The following is a 16,653-nucleotide window of genomic DNA, read 5'->3' as shown; positions in this document are numbered from 1 at the left end:
CGAGCATGTCGAGGATGACGCGGTCGACGTCGGTGTCGCTCAGGTTGTCCTGCAGGTCGCCGACGGTGAGCTGCCAGGCGGGGTGCGGGCCGCCGAAGTAGCGTTCCACGTTCTGCTGGGCGATCTCGGCGAAGTCCGCCCGGCGCTCGTAGCTGTGCAGCATGCCCTGGTCGCCGATGGCGCGCAGCAGGAAGCTGCTGAGCGAGCCGGAGCCGACGCCGGCCTCCACGACGCGTGCGCCGGGGAAGATGTCGGCGAAGGCGAGGATCTGCCCCGCGTCCTTGGGGTAGACGACTGCCGCCCCGCGGGGCATGGACAGGACGTAGTCGGGGAGCAGGGGGCGCAACGCGAGGTAGGCGACGTTCCCGGTGGTGCGGACAACGCTGCCCTCGGGAGCGCCGATCAGCTCGTCGTGCGGGAAGGAACCCTTGTGAGTGTGGAAGTTCTTTCCCGCTTCGAGCGTGAACGTGTAGTGGCGGCCCTTGGGGTCGGTCAGCTGTACCTGGTCCCCGACCTTGAAGGGCCCGCGACGGCGGGCGGCACCGGTCGGTTCGGACATGTGACCAGCCTACCGGTCGCCGGGGAGGCCGCCGACCACGCGCGGGTGGTCCGGGGTCCCGGCGACCGGGCGGCGAAGGGTTGCGCGGGCAAGGGGCTCAGTTGGGCCGGGCCATGGCTTTGACGAAGGCGCGCTCGACGTCGGCGGCGGACAGGACGCCGTAGATCTCGCCGGTCTCCTCGACGACCAGGTATTCGGTGGCGGGGCTGGCGCGCAGGGCGTCGAGGAGGTTCTCGCCGGCGAGTTCCGCGGAGACGCGCATGCCGTCGGTGAGTTCCTGGGCCAGGCCGCTTACCGGGACCCAGGGGCGACGGTGTTCGGGTACGCCGACGATGGCGGCCTCGCGGACGAGGGAGAGGGGCTCGCCGTGGGCGTCGACGACGACGAGGGCGCGGGCGCCGACCTCGTTGGCGCGCCGCAGGGCCTCGGACAGGGGGGTGTCGCTCTGGACGGGGACCGCGCGGCGTGTGAGGGCGCGGGCGCGCAGTTCGGGGAGGTGCTCGCGCAGGCGGGCCATGCGGAGGCTGTTCCCGGCGCCGGTCCAGATGATCGCGGCGAGGATCGCGGCGAGCAGGGCGTCGGTGACGGTGTCCATGCCGACGTTGTCCTCGGCGGTGGAGCCGAGGGCGCCGGACTGGGTGAGCAGGGGCAGGCCGACGAGTACGGCGATGGCGAGGGCGCGGCCGACCCAGGCGGCGGCGACGGTGCCGCTCATGGGTCTCCCGGTGATTTTCCAGACGACGGCACGCAGCATGCGGCCGCCGTCGAGGGGCAGACCGGGGAGCAGGTTGAAGACGGCCACGATGAGGTTGGAGATCATGAGGCCGGCCAGCAGGACGCCGGGGACGGTGCCGGGCCGGACGGGCTGCATGGCCACGTAGAAGACGCCGGCGAGAACGAGCGACAGCAGGGGTCCGACGAAGGCGAGGACGAACTCGCGGCCCGGGGTCTCGGCCTCCTTCTCGATCTCGGAGACGCCACCGAAGAACTGGAGCTGGATGCGGCGCACCGGCAGTTTGAAGCGCAGGGCGGCCACGGTGTGGGCCAGCTCGTGGACGAGGACGGAGGCGTAGAACGCGACCGCGAAGAAGAGGGAGACGAGGTAGCGGGCGGCGCCGAGTTGGGGCAGTACGCGGTCGAGCTGGCCACCGAACACCCAGGTGATCAGGGCGGCGACGAGGAACCAGCTGGGGGCGACGTAGACGGGAACGCCGAAGGGCCGGCCCATGAGGATGCCTCCGCCCGGTTCCTTGGGCCGCTGCGGGAGGCGTCCTGGTCCGTCGGGTGCGGAGTGGGCCAGGCTGCGGGCCGCCGGGTGGGGGGCGGTGGGGTGTCCGGTCGGCGGGATGTCGGCGGTGTCGTGGGGGTGCGCGGGGCCGGCCGGGGCCGGCGGGGTGGCCCGGCTGCCGTCTGCGTGCTCGGGAGTGGACGCGGTGGGGTGACCGTGGTCGGGGGTGCGCCCGGGCGTGGAGGCGTCCGACGTGTCCGGGGCGGCGCTGTCGTCCGTGGACGGGGTGCCGGACCGGTCGCCGTGCGGTGGGGAGCCCGTTCGGCCGTCGGAGTGGTCCGGTGCCGGGCCGGTCACGGGGGGCCCATCCGGTTCTTGCCGGGACGGGCCGGCGGCACCGGTCGGCCCGCTGTCCCCGTTCTCCGCGTCGGCCGCCACCGGCTCCTCGCCCTGTCCACCGGACGCGGGCGCTGCGGCCTCATCGCGTGAGGCCGCCGGTTCCGTCCGCGGGGCGGGGCGGTGTGCGCGGTCCCGCTCGGGTTCGGGGTGTGCGGGTTCGGCGGTTCGCGCCGTGGGGGCTGCCTCGCGGTCGTTCGCCCCGTCGTTGCCGGGGCGCGGCTGTCCGCTCCCGCCGCTCTCGTCCACGATGTCCCCTCGATCGAAGCGTTTCCCGGCCCCGGTCGTGCCGGGTGGGAGGGCCTGTGGTCGATGGTATGCGGCCGTCGCTTCGTGTTCTGCCCCGGCACCCCCTCTGTTGTCCCCGTCGTCGCGTCGGTTGACCCCTGTCTCATGGGGCGCTCGGCCACCGCACGGAGCGTCGGGTGGCCGGCGGGCCGGGCGCCGGGGCCGGGCCCTGCCCGGGCGAGGCTGTGTCACTGTCAGTGGCGGGCCGTATGGTCTGTCGTCATGGAAACCAGCACCGACGGCGCCGCCGGGCCGTCCGCCGAGGCCGCAGTGCCCCCGGGGTCGCTGTCGCCCTCGCGTGTCGGCGACTTCATGCAGTGCCCGCTCCTGTACCGGTTCCGCGTGATCGACAGGCTGCCCGAGAAGCCGAGTGAGGCCGCGACCCGGGGCACGCTGGTGCATGCGGTGCTGGAGAGGCTCTTCGACGTGCCGGCCGCCGAGCGGACCGCTCCCCACGCCAAGTCGCTGGTGCCGGGCCAGTGGGACCGGTTGCGGGAGAGCAGGCCGGAGGTGACGGAGCTGTTCGCCGACGATCCGGACGGCGAGCGGCTGGCGCGCTGGCTCGGTGAGGCGGAGCAGCTCGTCGAGCGCTGGTTCGCGCTGGAGGACCCGACCCGTCTGGAGCCCGCCGAGCGGGAGCTGTTCGTCGAGGCGGAGCTTGATTCGGGGCTCAGGCTGCGGGGGATCATCGACCGCGTGGACGTGGCGCCCACCGGTGAGGTGCGCATCGTCGACTACAAGACGGGCAAGGCGCCCCGGCCCGAGTACGCCGAGGGCGCGCTGTTCCAGATGACGTTCTACGCCCTGGTGGTGTGGCGGCTGAAGGGGGTCGTCCCGCGTCGGCTGCAGCTTGTCTATCTGGGCAGCGGCGATGTGCTGACGTACGACCCCGTGCTCGCGGATCTGGAGCGCGTCGAGCGCAAGCTGCTGGCGTTGTGGGAGGCGATCCGGCGGGCTACGGAGACGGGTGACTGGCGGCCGAGGCCCACCAAGTTGTGCGGCTGGTGCGATCACCAGGCCCTGTGCCCGGAGTTCGGTGGTACTCCCCCGCCGTACCCGCTGCCGGTGCGGGCGGCCGACGGGCGTTCTGCCGAGGGTCCGCAGAGCGACCCCGGGGAGAGGGGGCGGGTGCCGGTCGGGGTGCCCGAACCGGGTGACGCCGCGCAGGGCAGAATGGGCGCGGACTAGCGAAGGAGACTCACGTGGCCATCCGCGTCCTACTGGTCGACGACCAGCCGCTGCTGCGCACGGGCTTCCGGATGATCCTGGAGGCCGAGCAGGACATCGCGGTCGTCGGCGAGGCCGGAGACGGCCTCCAGGCGCTCGACCAGGTGCGTGCCCTGCAGCCCGATGTGGTGCTGATGGACATCCGCATGCCGCGGATGGACGGAGTGGAGGCGACCCGGCAGATCACCGGGCCCGGGCGGGACGGTCCGGCGAAGGTGCTGGTGCTGACCACCTTCGACCTCGACGAGTACGTGGTGGAGGCGTTGCGCGCCGGGGCCAGCGGTTTCCTCCTCAAGGACGCTCCCGCCCATGAGCTCGTGCAGGCGATCCGGGTGGTCGCGGCGGGCGAGGCGATGCTCGCTCCGAGCATCACCCGTCGGCTGCTCGACAAGTACGCGGGCCATCTGCCGTCCGGGGACGAGCCGGTTCCGGACACGCTGCACACGCTCACGGAGCGCGAGGTGGAGGTGCTGAAGCTGGTGGCGCGGGGGTTGTCCAACGCCGAGATCGCCGCCGACCTGTTCGTCAGCGAGACGACGGTCAAGACGCACGTCGGCCATGTGCTCACCAAGCTGGGGCTGCGGGACCGCGTGCAGGCCGCGGTGTACGCGTACGAGAGCGGTCTGGTGCGCCCGGGCACGCAGTAGCGCGCGGCGGGCTCACCGGCACATTCCGCGGCGGTCGGCCGGACCTCCCGGCAGCGCGTAGGGCGCCCCCTCCCTCTGGACGGGGGCGCCCTCCGTGTCGGTACCGTCCCTGCTCAGCTCTTGCTGATCTCCCAGAACCGGAACACCGTAGAGGCGTCGAGGCAGAACTCGAGCCCGTAGACGTTGTCCCGCGTGACGGCGTACTGCTTGGCCTGCCAGACCGGGATGACCGGGACGTCCTGGGCGACGATGTCCTGGAGCTTGCCGTACTCGTCGTCGGTCGACGATCGGTCACTCTGTGCGGCCGTCTTCGGGATGAGCTCGCCGGTGATCGTCTTGTTCACGTAGCGGTTGTCCAGCACGTTGCCCTTGCCGAAGAACGGGGCGGTGAAGTTGTCGGGGTCGGGGTAGTCCGGGACCCAGCCCTTCACATACACGCCGTACTTGCCCGCGGCGATGTCCTTCTCGTACTGGTCGAAGGCGACGGACTTGACGGAGGCGTCGAACAGCCCGCTGGCGTTGAGCTGCTGGGCGACCGTCTTGAGTTCCTCGTCGGTGGCGGGCCCGTAGCGCGAGGGCGTGGACCACAGCGTCAGCTTCACCTTGCCGGTGATGCCGTCGGCCTTCAGTGAGGCAGCGGCCTTGGCCTTCGAGGGGCGGGCGCCGTAGGTGTCGAAGAAGGCCGTGTTGTGGCCGGTGATGCCGGCCGGGATGATCGAGTAGAGGGGGGTCGCCGTGTCGTTGTACACCTTGTCGACGAGGGCGTCGCGGTCGAGGAGGTAGGTGATGGCTTTGCGGACACCGAGCTTCCCGGCCACCGGGTCGTCCATGTTGAAGACCAGGTGCTGGACCTCGGCGCTGGAGCCCTCCACGACGTCGATGCCCTTGCCGGTGGAGGTGTCGTTGTCGATGTCGGCGATGTCGGAGGCGGCAAGACCGCGGTAGGCGAGGTCGATCCGGTTGTCCTGGAGGGCGGTCTTCAGGGCGGACTGGTCGCCGTGGAAGAACCTGATGGTGACACCGGAGTTGCGCACCTTGGCGGTGCCCTTGTAGGCGGAGTTGACGGAGAAGACGGCCTTGTCCTTGCCGAAGGAGTCCAGCTTGTAGGGGCCGGAGCCGACCGCCTTCCCGTCCGTCCGCAGTGTGCCGGCAGGGTACTCGGCGTGGTCCACGATCGAGCCGGCGCCGGAGGCTATCTTGCTGGGGAAGGTGGCGTCGGCGTACTTCAGCTTGAACACGACGGTCTTGGCGTCCGGTGTCTCGACCGAGGCGAGCATGGGGAACATGATCGCGGGACCGGCGGAGTCGTTGATCTTCAGCATGCGGTCGAAGGAGAACTTGACGTCCTTCGAGGTGAGCGGGTGGCCGTTGCTGAACTTCAGTCCGTCCTTGAGGGTGCACGAGTAGACCCTGGTCGCCGTGTCCGTGAACGAGCACTCCCTGGCGGCCTCGGGCTCCGGTTCCGTGTTGCCGTTGGGGAAGCTCAGCAGGGACTGGAAGACGTTGTTGAACAGCAGCCAGGACCCCGGGTCGTAGCCGGAGGCGGGGTCGGTGGCCAGGACGTCGTCGGACATCCCCATCACGATGGAGGAGCCGGTGCCACCGGAGTCATCCGCTGAGGTGCCGCATCCGGTGAGCAGGCCGGCGGCCAGTCCCGTCGCGACGGACAGGGCGGGCCACTGGGTGCGCATGTTCACGTGCGTGTGCCTTGTCTTCGGTTGTGTGATTGACCCCGGACTCGACATGTTCCGGGCCGGGCGGGAGCCACCGGATCGTATCGCGAACGCAAAGGAGGCACCCGGGGGGGTACCCGGGGACCTTCGAGGCATGAGGTCAGCTGCCCACACCGCGGCCGAGCTCCCACAGCTGCAGGGTGGAGGAGGAGTTCATCGCGTACTCGCTGCCCGTGATGTCGTCACGGGTGGCGACGTACTGCTTGCCCTGCCACAGCGGGAGGATCGGCACGTCTTTGGCGACGATGTCCTGAATCTCCGTGATGCTCTTCGACGCGGCCAGACGGTCGGCCTCACGCCGGGACGCGGGGATCAGGCTGTTGCGGATGTCGCTGTTGTTGTACGGCGAGCCGAGGGTGTTGTCCTTGTCGAGGAACGGCGCGAGATAGTTGTCGGCGTCCGGGAAGTCGGGGAACCAACCCATGCCGTAGACGTCGTACTGGCCCTTTATCTCGGCCGGGCGGAACTTGTCCCAAGTGGTGCCCTCGACGCTGACGTCGAACAGCCCACTCGAGTTGAGCTGTTGCTTGAGGACCTCGAACTCCTTGGCGGTGCCCGGACCGTAGTGGTCGGTCGTGTAGTGCAGCGTCAGCTTCACCGGGGTGCTGACGTTCGCCTTGTTCAGCGTCGTGCGGGCCTTGGCCACGCTCGGGTCGCCGTACTTGTTGAAGAACGAGTTGGAGTGGCCGGTGATGGTGGCCGGGACGAGCGAGTACAGTGGCTGCGCCTCGGAGCCGTACACCTTGGAGACCAGCGCACCACGGTCGATGATCTGCGCCATGGCCTGGCGGACGGCCGCGTTCTTCACCGAGTCGGCGCCGGTGTTGAAGCCCAGGTAGCGGATCTCCAGGCCCGGCAACTCGACCAGGTTGACGTGGCCGTTCGTGTCGTTCTGCAGCTTGCGGATCTGGTCCGGCGCCATGGTGCGGGTCATGACGTCGATGTCGCCCTTGTCGAGGGCGGCGCCCATGCTGTCGGCGTCCTTGAAGGACTCCAGCACCACCTTGTCGTTCTTCGGGGTGAGCAGACCCTTGTAGTTGGGGTTCTTGGTGAAGGTGGCCTTCACCATCTCGTTGTTCTTGACCTCGGCCTGCAGCGTGTAGGGCCCGGAACCGTCGACCGAGAACCCGTCGCGCAGCTTGCTCTTGTCGTAGTCCTTGGGGTTGACAATGCCGGCGACCGGCGTCGACAGCTTGAACGGGAAGGTGGCGTCCGCGGTCTTGAGGTGGAAGATGACCTCGTCGTCGCCCTTTGTCTCGATGGTGTCGATGGTGGACAACAGGGCGAAGACGCCGCTGTCGGCCTTGATGGCACGGGCACGGTCGATGGAGAACTTCACATCGGCCGCGGTCACCGAGTCGCCGTTGGAGAACTTCAGGTCCTTGCGCAGCTTGCACGCGTAGCGCTCGTTGCCGGTGTCGGTGAAACCGCAGCTCTCGGCGGCCTCGGGCTCGGGGTCACCGTCGCCGCGGGGCTGGACCATCAGCGTCTGCACGGTCTGCCGGAGGACATTCCAGGTGCCCACGTCGTACCCGTACGCCGGGTCAATGGGCGCGGGGGCATCGCTGGAGGCGGTGAACCGGTCGGTGGTACCGACGACGATGGCGTCACCGCTGCTGCCCCCGCTGCCGGACCCGCCGCAGGCGGCGAGGACGGGGGTGAGCAGACCAGCGACGGCCGGCAGCACCAAAGTCTTACGGTTCATGCTCGCGTTTCTCCAGAGCGGTCAAGTCCGTGTACCCGGCAGGCAAGGGTGGCGTGGCGGATCACGGGAGTTGTGGCGATGTTCTCGTGATGAGATTAGTGCGAAACTCGCACGAAGGCTGACAGCTATCGGAGTTGAGCCCCCATCACGCTGTGGAACCGGCCGGGAACGTATCGGAAAACCGGCCGAGGAAGGATTAGTGCAGCGTTTCATCAATCAGGACACAAGGACATACCCGAGCCATCCGAAAGGGTGGAACAGCACACAGGGGGCCCACTGTCGATCCCCCGGTATGTGGCAAACGTCACACCCTCAACTCTGCGGGCAGGCATCGGAATTCGGTCGCACGCCAGGAATTAATTCATGCGACTGGACAGCCGGAGGTAATCCGTCCATTCCGGAGCACGCAGCGTGAACGTTCAGCGCATTTCCGTCATCAAACTGCGCAGAAATGGCAGGTCGACCTCTTCGAGCGAGGTCACCACGGTGCGGCCGACGGCGGGAGCGATGGGGGCGACCGAAGGGACGGCGATCACCCGGCAGCCGGCGGCCTCCGCGGCCGCGACCCCGGTCGCCGTGTCCTCGATCACCGCACACCGGGCCGGCTCCGCCTCCAGCCCTCGTGCCGCCACCAGATAGGGGTCGGGGAACGGCTTGGTGCGCTCGACCTCGTCGCCCGCGACCGTCAGCGCGAAGTACTGGGGGCCGATGGAGGCCAGGATGCGGTCGATGATGCGGCGGTGCGAAGCGGAGACCAGAGCGGTCGGGATCTCGTGCGCCGCCAGCTCGGCCAGCAGCCGGGCGGCACCCGGCATCAGGGGCAGCCTGTGGTCGATGCGCGTCTCGAACCCGTCGTTGAGCAGCACGGAGAGCTCGTCGAAGGTGATGTCGGCGCCGGTGGCCTCGATGAGGAAGCCTGCGCTGCGTGTCATGGGGCCGCCCACGACGACATGGCGCCATGACTCTTCGAGTGTGTGTCCGAGGGCGGCGAAGACCTCGACCTCGACGTCCCACCAGAATCCTTCGGTGTCCACCAGGGTGCCGTCCATGTCGAGGAGTACGGCCTGCAGCGCTGAGCCTTCGGCCGTACGGGTGCCGAGGGCAGGGACCGTGGTGGTCATCCGACGTACCTCCTTGAAGGGACGACCAGGCCGGTTCCCACGGAGGGAACCGGCCTGCGGTGGACCGACCAGTGTACGTCGCCCGTGATTGCAGTGCTCTTCGGTACCGGAGTGCCACGCTGTGTGATCGCGCACATGGGCGAACGGTCGGCGCGCGGACGCGTGGGAACGCGGTCCCTGACACGGGCGGGGGTACACGGGCGACGGCCCGCACCCGGCCGGACGGGGCACGGGCCGTCGTGGTGTGCCAGGGCGCACCCCGGCCGGTGCGCGACCCCGGGGACGCACCGGGCGCCCGTGGGCGCCGCCGGCAGGCGCGGACGCGCTGATGCTGTGGCCGGAGAGGTTTGCCGGTGAACCTTGCCGGTCGCAGCACTAGCGTGCGTTGAAGTACTTCGCCTCGGGGTGGTGGATCACGATCGCGTCCGTGGACTGCTCCGGGTGCAGCTGGAACTCCTCGGACAGGTGGACACCGATCCGCTCCGGCTCGAGCAGTTGGGCGATCTTGGCGCGGTCCTCCAGGTCGGGGCAGGCGCCGTAGCCGAGCGAGAAGCGGGCGCCCCGGTACTTGAGGGCGAACATGTCCTCCATGTCGGCCGGGTCCTCGCCGGCGAAGCCGAGTTCCGAGCGGACCCGCGCGTGCCAGTACTCGGCGAGCGCCTCCGCCAACTGCACGGACAGACCGTGCAGTTCGAGGTAGTCACGGTAGGAGTTGGACTCGAAGAGGCGCCCGGTCTCCTCGCCGATCCGGGAGCCGATGGTGACGACCTGGAGGCCCACGACGTCCTTCTCACCGGTCTCCTCAGGGCGGAAGAAGTCGGCCAGGCAGAGCCGCCGGCCGCGCCGCTGACGCGGGAAGGTGAACCGGGTGCGCTCGTTGCCCTGTTCGTCGAGGATGATCAGGTCGTCGTCCTTGGAGACGCACGGGAAGTACCCGTAGACGACGGCCGCTTCGAGGAGGTTCTCCGTCTGGAGCCGGTCGAGCAGCCCGCGCAGCCGCGGCCTGCCCTCGGTCTCGACGAGCTCCTCGTACGTCGGCCCGTCCCCCGTGCGTGCCTGCTTGAGGCCCCACTGGCCCTTGAACAGCGCACCCTCGTCCAGCCAGGCGGCGTACTCCTTGAGCGCGATGCCCTTGATGACACGGGTGCCCAGGAAGGGCGGCGTGGGCACGGGGTTGTCGGTGGCGACATCGGAGCGGACGTGCCCTTCCTCGGGCCGCTCCTCGATCTCGACGGTGGTGGCCCGTACCCGACGCTGCCTCAGTTCGGGCAGCTTCGCCCCGGGCACACCGCGCTTGACCCCGATCAGCGCGTCCATCAGACGCAGTCCCTCGAACGCGTCGCGGGCGTAGCGGACTTCGCCCTCGTACAGCTCGTGCAGATCCTGTTCGACATACGCCCGGGTCAGCGCCGCGCCGCCGAGGATGACCGGGTAGGAGGCGGCGAGCCCCCGCTGGTTGAGCTCCTCCAGGTTCTCCTTCATGATCACCGTGGACTTGACCAGAAGCCCGGACATGCCGATGACGTCGGCCCTGTGCTCCTCGGCGGCCTCCAGGATCGCGGAGACGGGCTGCTTGATGCCGAGGTTGACCACGTTGTAGCCGTTGTTGGACAGGATGATGTCGACGAGGTTCTTGCCGATGTCGTGGACGTCGCCGCGCACGGTGGCCAGCACGATGGTGCCCTTGCCCGCCTCGTCGGTCTTCTCCATGTGGGGTTCGAGGTACGCGACCGCGGACTTCATCACCTCGGCGGACTGGAGCACGAAGGGCAGCTGCATCTGGCCGGAGCCGAACAGCTCGCCGACGACCTTCATGCCGTCCAGCAGTGTGTCGTTGACGATGTCGAGTGCGGGCCGCGACCGCAGGGCCTCGTCGAGGTCGGCCTCCAGACCGCTCTTCTCGCCGTCGATGATGCGCCGCTTGAGGCGCTCCTCCAGGGGCAGCGCCGCCAGTTCCTCGGCCTTGCCCGCCTTCAGCGAGGTGGCGGTGGCTCCCTCGAACAGCGCCATGAGCTTCTGCAGCGGGTCGTAACCCTCGGCACGGCGGTCGTAGATCAGGTCGAGGGCCGTGGCGACCTGCTCCTCGTCGAAGCGCGCGATGGGCAGGATCTTCGAGGCGTGCACGATGGCCGAGTCGAGCCCCGCCTTGACGCATTCGTCGAGGAAGACGGAGTTGAGCAGGATGCGCGCGGCCGGGTTGAGGCCGAAGGAGATGTTGGACAGACCCAGCGTGGTCTGCACGTCCGGGTGACGTTTCTTCAGCTCACGGATGGCCTCGATGGTCGCGATGCCGTCCTTGCGCGACTCCTCCTGGCCGGTGCAGATGGTGAAGGTCAGGGTGTCGACGAGGATGTCCTCCTCACGGATGCCCCAGTTCCCGGACAGGTCGGCGATCAGCCGCTCGGCGATCTCGACCTTCTTCTCGGGGGTACGGGCCTGACCCTCCTCGTCGATGGTCAGGGCGATGAGCGCGGCGCCGTGTTCCTGAGCGAGCCGGGTGACCTTCGCGAAGCGCGACTCCGGGCCGCCGCCGTCCTCGTAGTTGACCGAGTTGATCACGGCGCGGCCACCGAGCTTCTCCAACCCCGCGCTGATGACGTCCACTTCGGTGGAGTCGAGGACGATCGGCAGCGTGGAGGCGGTGGCGAAGCGGCCGGCCAGCTCCTCCATGTCGGCGACTCCGTCGCGGCCCACGTAGTCGACACACAGGTCGAGCATGTGGGCGCCCTCACGGATCTGCTCGCGGGCCATCTCCACGCAGTCGTCCCAGCGGCCGTCCAGCATGGCCTCGCGGAACTTCTTGGAGCCGTTGGCGTTGGTGCGCTCGCCGATGGCCAGGTACGAGATGTCCTGACGGAACGGCACGCTCTGGTACAGGGAGGCGGCGCCCGGTTCGGGGCGGGGACGGCGCTCGGCGGGGGTGAGATCCCGGACGCGCTCCACCACCTGGCGCAGGTGTTCGGGGGTGGTGCCGCAGCAGCCGCCGACCAGCGACAGGCCGTACTCCCGGACGAAGGTCTCCTGGGCGTCGGCCAGCTCGGGGGCGGTGAGCGGGTAGTGGGCACCGTCCTTGCCGAGCACGGGCAGGCCGGCGTTGGGCATGCAGGACAGCGGGATACGGGAGTGCCGGGCGAGGTAGCGCAGGTGCTCGCTCATCTCGGCCGGGCCGGTGGCGCAGTTCAGGCCGATCATGTCGATGCCGAGCGGCTCGAGGGCGGTCAGGGCCGCGCCGATCTCGGAGCCGAGCAGCATGGTGCCGGTGGTCTCCACGGTGACCGAGACGATCAGCGGGACGTCCAGGCCGAGGGCGTCCAGGCCCCTGCGGGCGCCGAGCACGGCGGCCTTGGTCTGCAGCAGGTCCTGGGTGGTCTCCACGAGCAGCGCGTCGGCGCCGCCGGTGATCAGGCCCTCGGCGTTGCGCTGGTAGGCATCGCGCAGGGCGGTGTAGGGGGCGTGGCCGAGGGTGGGCAGCTTGGTGCCGGGGCCCATGGAGCCGAGAACCCAGCGGGGGCGGCCGTCGTCGGTGGCGAACCGGTCCGCCACCTCGCGGGCGATCCGGGCGCCCGCCTCCGACAGCTCGTACACCCGCCCGGCGATCTCGTACTCGGCCATGGCCGCGTGGTTGGCCCCGAAGGTGTTGGTCTCGACGCAGTCGACGCCCACCGCGAAGTACGCCTCGTGGACGGAGCGGACGATGTCGGGGCGGGTGACGTTGAGGACCTCGTTGCAGCCCTCGAGCCCCTGGAAGTCCTCGAGCGTGGGTTCCTGAGCCTGGAGCATCGTGCCCATCGCGCCGTCGGCCACCACGACGCGGGTGGCGAGGGCTTCCCGGAGCGCTTCGGATCGGGGCCGGCTGTCGGCGGAGACGGACGAAAGGGACGGGTTCGGCAACGAGGCCATGGAAGCTGCTCCCTGGGGTGCGACGGCTGTCGGCTTTGCGCTTCCCGTGGAAGGCGCACGCGGCCAGGGTAGCCCGCGGCAGGCCGTACGGTCAGAGGCGTCCAGGGGGCGGACGACCGTGCCTCCGATGTGACCCCGGTGGAGAATCCGCCCGAACGGATGGCGTCCTGCCATTAGCGGGAGGTCCACATCGACCGGTAGTGTTCGGCATTGCCGAACGGCAGCACACGAATGACAGCCGGCGGTAGATCGGACGGAGGGCAGGACGGCGATGGCACGGAACATCCAGTCGCTCGAACGGGCGGCCGCGATGCTGCGGCTCCTCGCGGGTGGCGAGCGACGGCTCGGCCTGTCGGACATCGCCTCGTCACTGGGCCTGGCCAAGGGCACCGCCCACGGCATACTCCGCACGCTCCAGCAGGAGGGCTTCGTCGAGCAGGACACGGCCTCGGGCCGCTACCAGCTGGGGGCCGAGCTGCTGCGCCTCGGTACGACCTACCTCGATGTCCACGAACTGCGGGCGCGTGCCCTGGTGTGGACGGACGACCTCGCCCGTTCGAGCGGTGAGAGCGTTTATCTGGGGGTGCTGCACCAGCAGGGCGTGCTGATCGTGCACCACGTGTTCCGGCCCGACGACAGCCGGCAGGTCCTGGAGATCGGGGCCATGCAGCCGCTGCACTCCACGGCCCTCGGCAAGGTCCTCTCGGCGTACGACCCGGTCGCGCACAGCGAAGTGCTGGAGGCGGACCGGAAGCCGTTCACCGACCGCACCGTCTGCGAACCGGAGGCATTCGAGCATCTGCTCGACCTGACCCGGGCACGCGGGTACGCGGCCGACGTCGAGGAGACGTGGACCGGAGTCGCCTCGGTCGCCGCGCCCATCCACGACCGGCGGCGGATGCCGGTGGGCGCGGTGGGCATCACGGGCGCCGTGGAGCGTGTGTGCCGGGACGGGGAGCTGCGCCCCGAGCTGATCGCGGCAGTGCGCGACTGCGCCCGCGCGGTGTCACGGGACCTGGGCGCCGGACGGTTCTGAGGCGCGTCCTGCACGGCCGGTACGACGGCGCCGTACCGGCCCTTCGGCGTGCCCGCACACCACGGAGCCTCCGCGGCCGGGATTCGGGTACGGGCCTTCCCGGGCGGTCACTCGGCCACGGACGGTGGGCAACCGTACGCGGTGCGCACCCGCCCAAGATCGATAACTCTCGGCGATCAGTAACGATCCCGTTTTCGATTACCGGACTCTTGACGCGTCGCCGAACCGGAAGCGAGACTCCCGTCCATCGGTCGGCATTGTCGAACACCTACCGGCAATACGCGTTAGAGTGTGGCAACGCCAAGGGCCGGCATCGCTCTCACCCCTGAGGGCGCGGACCACCGGAGGGACCCGGGGTTCGCCTTCCCCTGGACGAAGGACAAAGGAGTCGCGGGTGTCCAGCTCCGACATCTTCATCGGCGAGACCATCGGTACCGCCATACTCATCCTGCTCGGCGGCGGCGTCTGCGCCGCAGTGACACTGAAGGCCTCCAAGGCCCGTAACGCCGGCTGGCTCGCCATCGCTTTCGGGTGGGGCTTCGCCGTTCTGACGGCCGTCTACACCTCAGCGCCCCTGTCCGGTGCCCACCTCAACCCGGCGGTGACGCTCGCACTCGCCATCAAGGACGGCGACTGGAGCAACGTCCCGGTCTACTGGGCCGGACAGCTGCTCGGCGCGATGATCGGTGCGGCCCTGGTCTGGGTCGTCTACTACGGCCAGTTCCAGTCCCACCTCACCGACAGAGAGATCGTCGGGGGCCCGGGCGCACAGGACACCAAGGCCCTCGAGGCCCAGGAGACCCAGGCCGGCCCGGTGCTCGGCATCTTCTCCACCGGTCCCGAGATCCGGAACGCGGTGATGAACCTCGCCACGGAGATCATCGGCACGATCGTGCTGGTCCTCGCGGTGCTCACACAGGGCCTCAACGACAAGGGCAACGGTCTCGGCAACCTGGGTGCCCTGATCACCGCGCTGGTGGTCGTCTCCATAGGTCTCTCGCTCGGCGGCCCGACCGGCTACGCGATCAACCCGGCCCGCGACCTGGGTCCGCGCATCGTCCACGCACTTCTTCCCCTGCCCAACAAGGGCGGCTCCGACTGGGGCTACGCCTGGATCCCGGTCGTCGGCCCGCTGGTCGGCGGCGCGATCGCCGCAGGCATATACAACGTCGCCTTTGCTTGAGCGAACTGACCTTCTCCGGGCATCACCTCTGAGCACCGCGCGCCGTAAAGACCGCCCCTCTTATCCACGGAATTCCAGGAGCACACCGTGACCGACGCACACACCGCCGGCCCCTTCATCGCCGCCATCGACCAGGGCACCACGTCCTCGCGCTGCATCGTCTTCGACCGTGACGGCCGTATCGTCTCCGTCGACCAGAAGGAGCACGAGCAGATCTTCCCCAAGCCGGGCTGGGTCGAGCACAACGCCACCGAGATCTGGACCAACGTCCAGGACGTCGTCACCGGAGCCGTCGAGAAGGCCGGCATCACCCGGGACGACATCAAGGCCATCGGCATCACCAACCAGCGCGAGACGACCGTGCTGTGGGACAAGAACACCGGTGAGCCCGTCCACAACGCCATCGTCTGGCAGGACACCCGTACGGACGCGCTCTGCAAGGAACTCGGCCGCAACGTGGGCCAGGACCGCTTCCGCCGTGAGACCGGTCTGCCGCTGGCCTCGTACTTCGCGGGCCCCAAGGCCCGTTGGCTGCTCGACAACGTGGAGGGCCTGCGCGAGCGCGCCGAGGCGGGCGACATCCTCTTCGGCACCATGGACACCTGGGTCATCTGGAACCTGACGGGCGGTGTCAACGGCGGCCACCACGTCACCGACGTGACCAACGCCTCCCGCACGCTGCTGATGAACCTGCACACCATGGAGTGGGACGAGAGGATCGCCGAGTCCATCGGCGTCCCGCTCTCGATGCTGCCTCAGATCCGGTCGTCCGCAGAGGTGTACGGCGAGATCACCGGCGGGCGCGTCGGCGAGCTGCTCGGCGGCATCCCGGTCGCCTCCGCGCTCGGCGACCAGCAGGCCGCCCTGTTCGGCCAGACCTGCTTCTCCGAGGGTGAGACCAAGTCCACCTACGGCACCGGCACCTTCATGGTGATGAACACCGGCGACAAGATCATCAACTCTTACTCGGGCCTGCTGACCACCGTCGGCTACCAGATCGGCAACCAGAAGCCGGTCTACGCCCTGGAGGGCTCGATCGCGGTCACCGGCTCCCTGGTGCAGTGGATGCGCGACCAGATGGGTCTGATCAAGACCGCCGCCGAGATCGAGACCCTCGCGCTCACGGTCGAGGACAACGGCGGCGCCTACTTCGTGCCGGCCTTCTCCGGTCTGTTCGCTCCCTACTGGCGCTCCGACGCCCGCGGTGTGATCGCCGGGCTGACCCGGTACGTCACCAAGGCCCACCTCGCGCGCGCCGTCCTGGAGGCGACCGCCTGGCAGACCCGCGAGATCGCGGACGCCATGACCAAGGACTCGGGCGTGGAGCTGTCGACCCTGAAGGTCGACGGCGGTATGACCTCCAACAACCTGCTGATGCAGACGCTCGCGGACGTCCTGGACGCGCCGGTGGTGCGCCCGATGGTCGCCGAGACCACCTGCCTCGGCGCCGCCTACGCCGCCGGTCTGGCGGTGGGCTTCTGGACCAGCACCGACGACCTGCGCGCCAACTGGCGCCGCGCCGCCGAGTGGACGCCCCACATGGACGCGGAGATCCGCGACCGTGAGTACAAGAACTGGCTCAAGGCCGTCGAGCGGACCATGGGCTGGATCGAACACGAGGAGTAGACAG

The 16,653-nt window shown here is 69.3% G+C and carries 11 protein-coding genes; 5 read left to right on the top strand and 6 right to left on the bottom strand.

What is annotated here, in order from left to right; translation table 11 throughout:
• Both VXC91_RS21290 and VXC91_RS21285 read right to left on the bottom strand, forming a co-directional pair.
• On the bottom strand, nucleotides 1-559 hold a 559-nt coding region (locus tag VXC91_RS21290; RefSeq protein WP_408057435.1), incomplete at its 3' end, for a tRNA (adenine-N1)-methyltransferase.
• Between the two features lie 97 nt (nucleotides 560-656).
• Nucleotides 657-2,432, bottom strand: coding sequence for a site-2 protease family protein (locus tag VXC91_RS21285; protein WP_329508890.1), 1,776 nt, complete (start codon nucleotides 2,430-2,432; stop codon nucleotides 657-659).
• Between the two features lie 261 nt (nucleotides 2,433-2,693).
• Between VXC91_RS21285 and VXC91_RS21280 the strand changes: the two genes are divergently transcribed.
• Nucleotides 2,694-3,659 (top strand): RecB family exonuclease, encoded by a 966-nt coding sequence (locus VXC91_RS21280; RefSeq protein WP_329508889.1) that lies wholly within the window; start codon nucleotides 2,694-2,696, stop codon nucleotides 3,657-3,659.
• Nucleotides 3,660-3,673: 14 nt separating this feature from the next.
• Nucleotides 3,674-4,345 carry a response regulator transcription factor gene (locus VXC91_RS21275; protein ID WP_329508888.1) on the top strand — a complete coding sequence of 224 codons (672 nt, stop codon included), beginning with the start codon at nucleotides 3,674-3,676 and terminating at the stop codon, nucleotides 4,343-4,345.
• A gap of 113 nt (nucleotides 4,346-4,458) precedes the next feature.
• On the opposite strand, the gene VXC91_RS21270 is transcribed toward VXC91_RS21275, so the two are convergent.
• From VXC91_RS21270 to metH, 4 genes are all read right to left on the bottom strand, one after another.
• Complete coding sequence (locus VXC91_RS21270) at nucleotides 4,459-6,042, bottom strand: ABC transporter substrate-binding protein (protein ID WP_329508887.1); 1,584 nt, start codon at nucleotides 6,040-6,042, stop codon at nucleotides 4,459-4,461.
• 136 nt (nucleotides 6,043-6,178) lie between these two features.
• The gene (locus VXC91_RS21265; RefSeq protein WP_329508886.1) at nucleotides 6,179-7,783 is read right to left on the bottom strand and encodes an ABC transporter substrate-binding protein; all 1,605 of its coding nucleotides are present in this window, start codon (nucleotides 7,781-7,783) and stop codon (nucleotides 6,179-6,181) included.
• 419 nt (nucleotides 7,784-8,202) lie between these two features.
• Complete coding sequence (locus VXC91_RS21260) at nucleotides 8,203-8,904, bottom strand: HAD family hydrolase (RefSeq protein WP_329508885.1); 702 nt, start codon at nucleotides 8,902-8,904, stop codon at nucleotides 8,203-8,205.
• A gap of 375 nt (nucleotides 8,905-9,279) precedes the next feature.
• Nucleotides 9,280-12,804 (bottom strand): methionine synthase, encoded by a 3,525-nt coding sequence (gene metH, locus VXC91_RS21255; RefSeq protein WP_329508884.1) that lies wholly within the window; start codon nucleotides 12,802-12,804, stop codon nucleotides 9,280-9,282.
• Between the two features lie 271 nt (nucleotides 12,805-13,075).
• Between metH and VXC91_RS21250 the strand changes: the two genes are divergently transcribed.
• The 3 genes from VXC91_RS21250 to glpK all read left to right on the top strand — a co-directional run bounded on the left by VXC91_RS21250 (nucleotide 13,076) and on the right by glpK (nucleotide 16,649).
• Nucleotides 13,076-13,840: an IclR family transcriptional regulator gene (locus VXC91_RS21250; protein WP_329508883.1), complete on the top strand. Its 765-nt coding sequence runs from the start codon at nucleotides 13,076-13,078 to the stop codon at nucleotides 13,838-13,840.
• 394 nt (nucleotides 13,841-14,234) lie between these two features.
• Nucleotides 14,235-15,023 carry an MIP/aquaporin family protein gene (locus tag VXC91_RS21245; RefSeq protein ID WP_329508882.1) on the top strand — a complete coding sequence of 263 codons (789 nt, stop codon included), beginning with the start codon at nucleotides 14,235-14,237 and terminating at the stop codon, nucleotides 15,021-15,023.
• An 87-nt stretch (nucleotides 15,024-15,110) separates the two neighbouring features.
• On the top strand, nucleotides 15,111-16,649 hold the full coding sequence (gene glpK / locus VXC91_RS21240; RefSeq protein WP_329508881.1) for a glycerol kinase GlpK: 1,539 nt from the start codon (nucleotides 15,111-15,113) through the stop codon (nucleotides 16,647-16,649).
• Nucleotides 16,650-16,653 lie beyond the last annotated feature (4 nt).

The organism is Streptomyces chiangmaiensis (assembly GCF_036281785.1).
Classification (GTDB): Bacteria; Actinomycetota; Actinomycetes; order Streptomycetales; family Streptomycetaceae; genus Streptomyces; species Streptomyces chiangmaiensis.
This window is presented reverse-complemented; position numbering and strand designations above follow the sequence as displayed.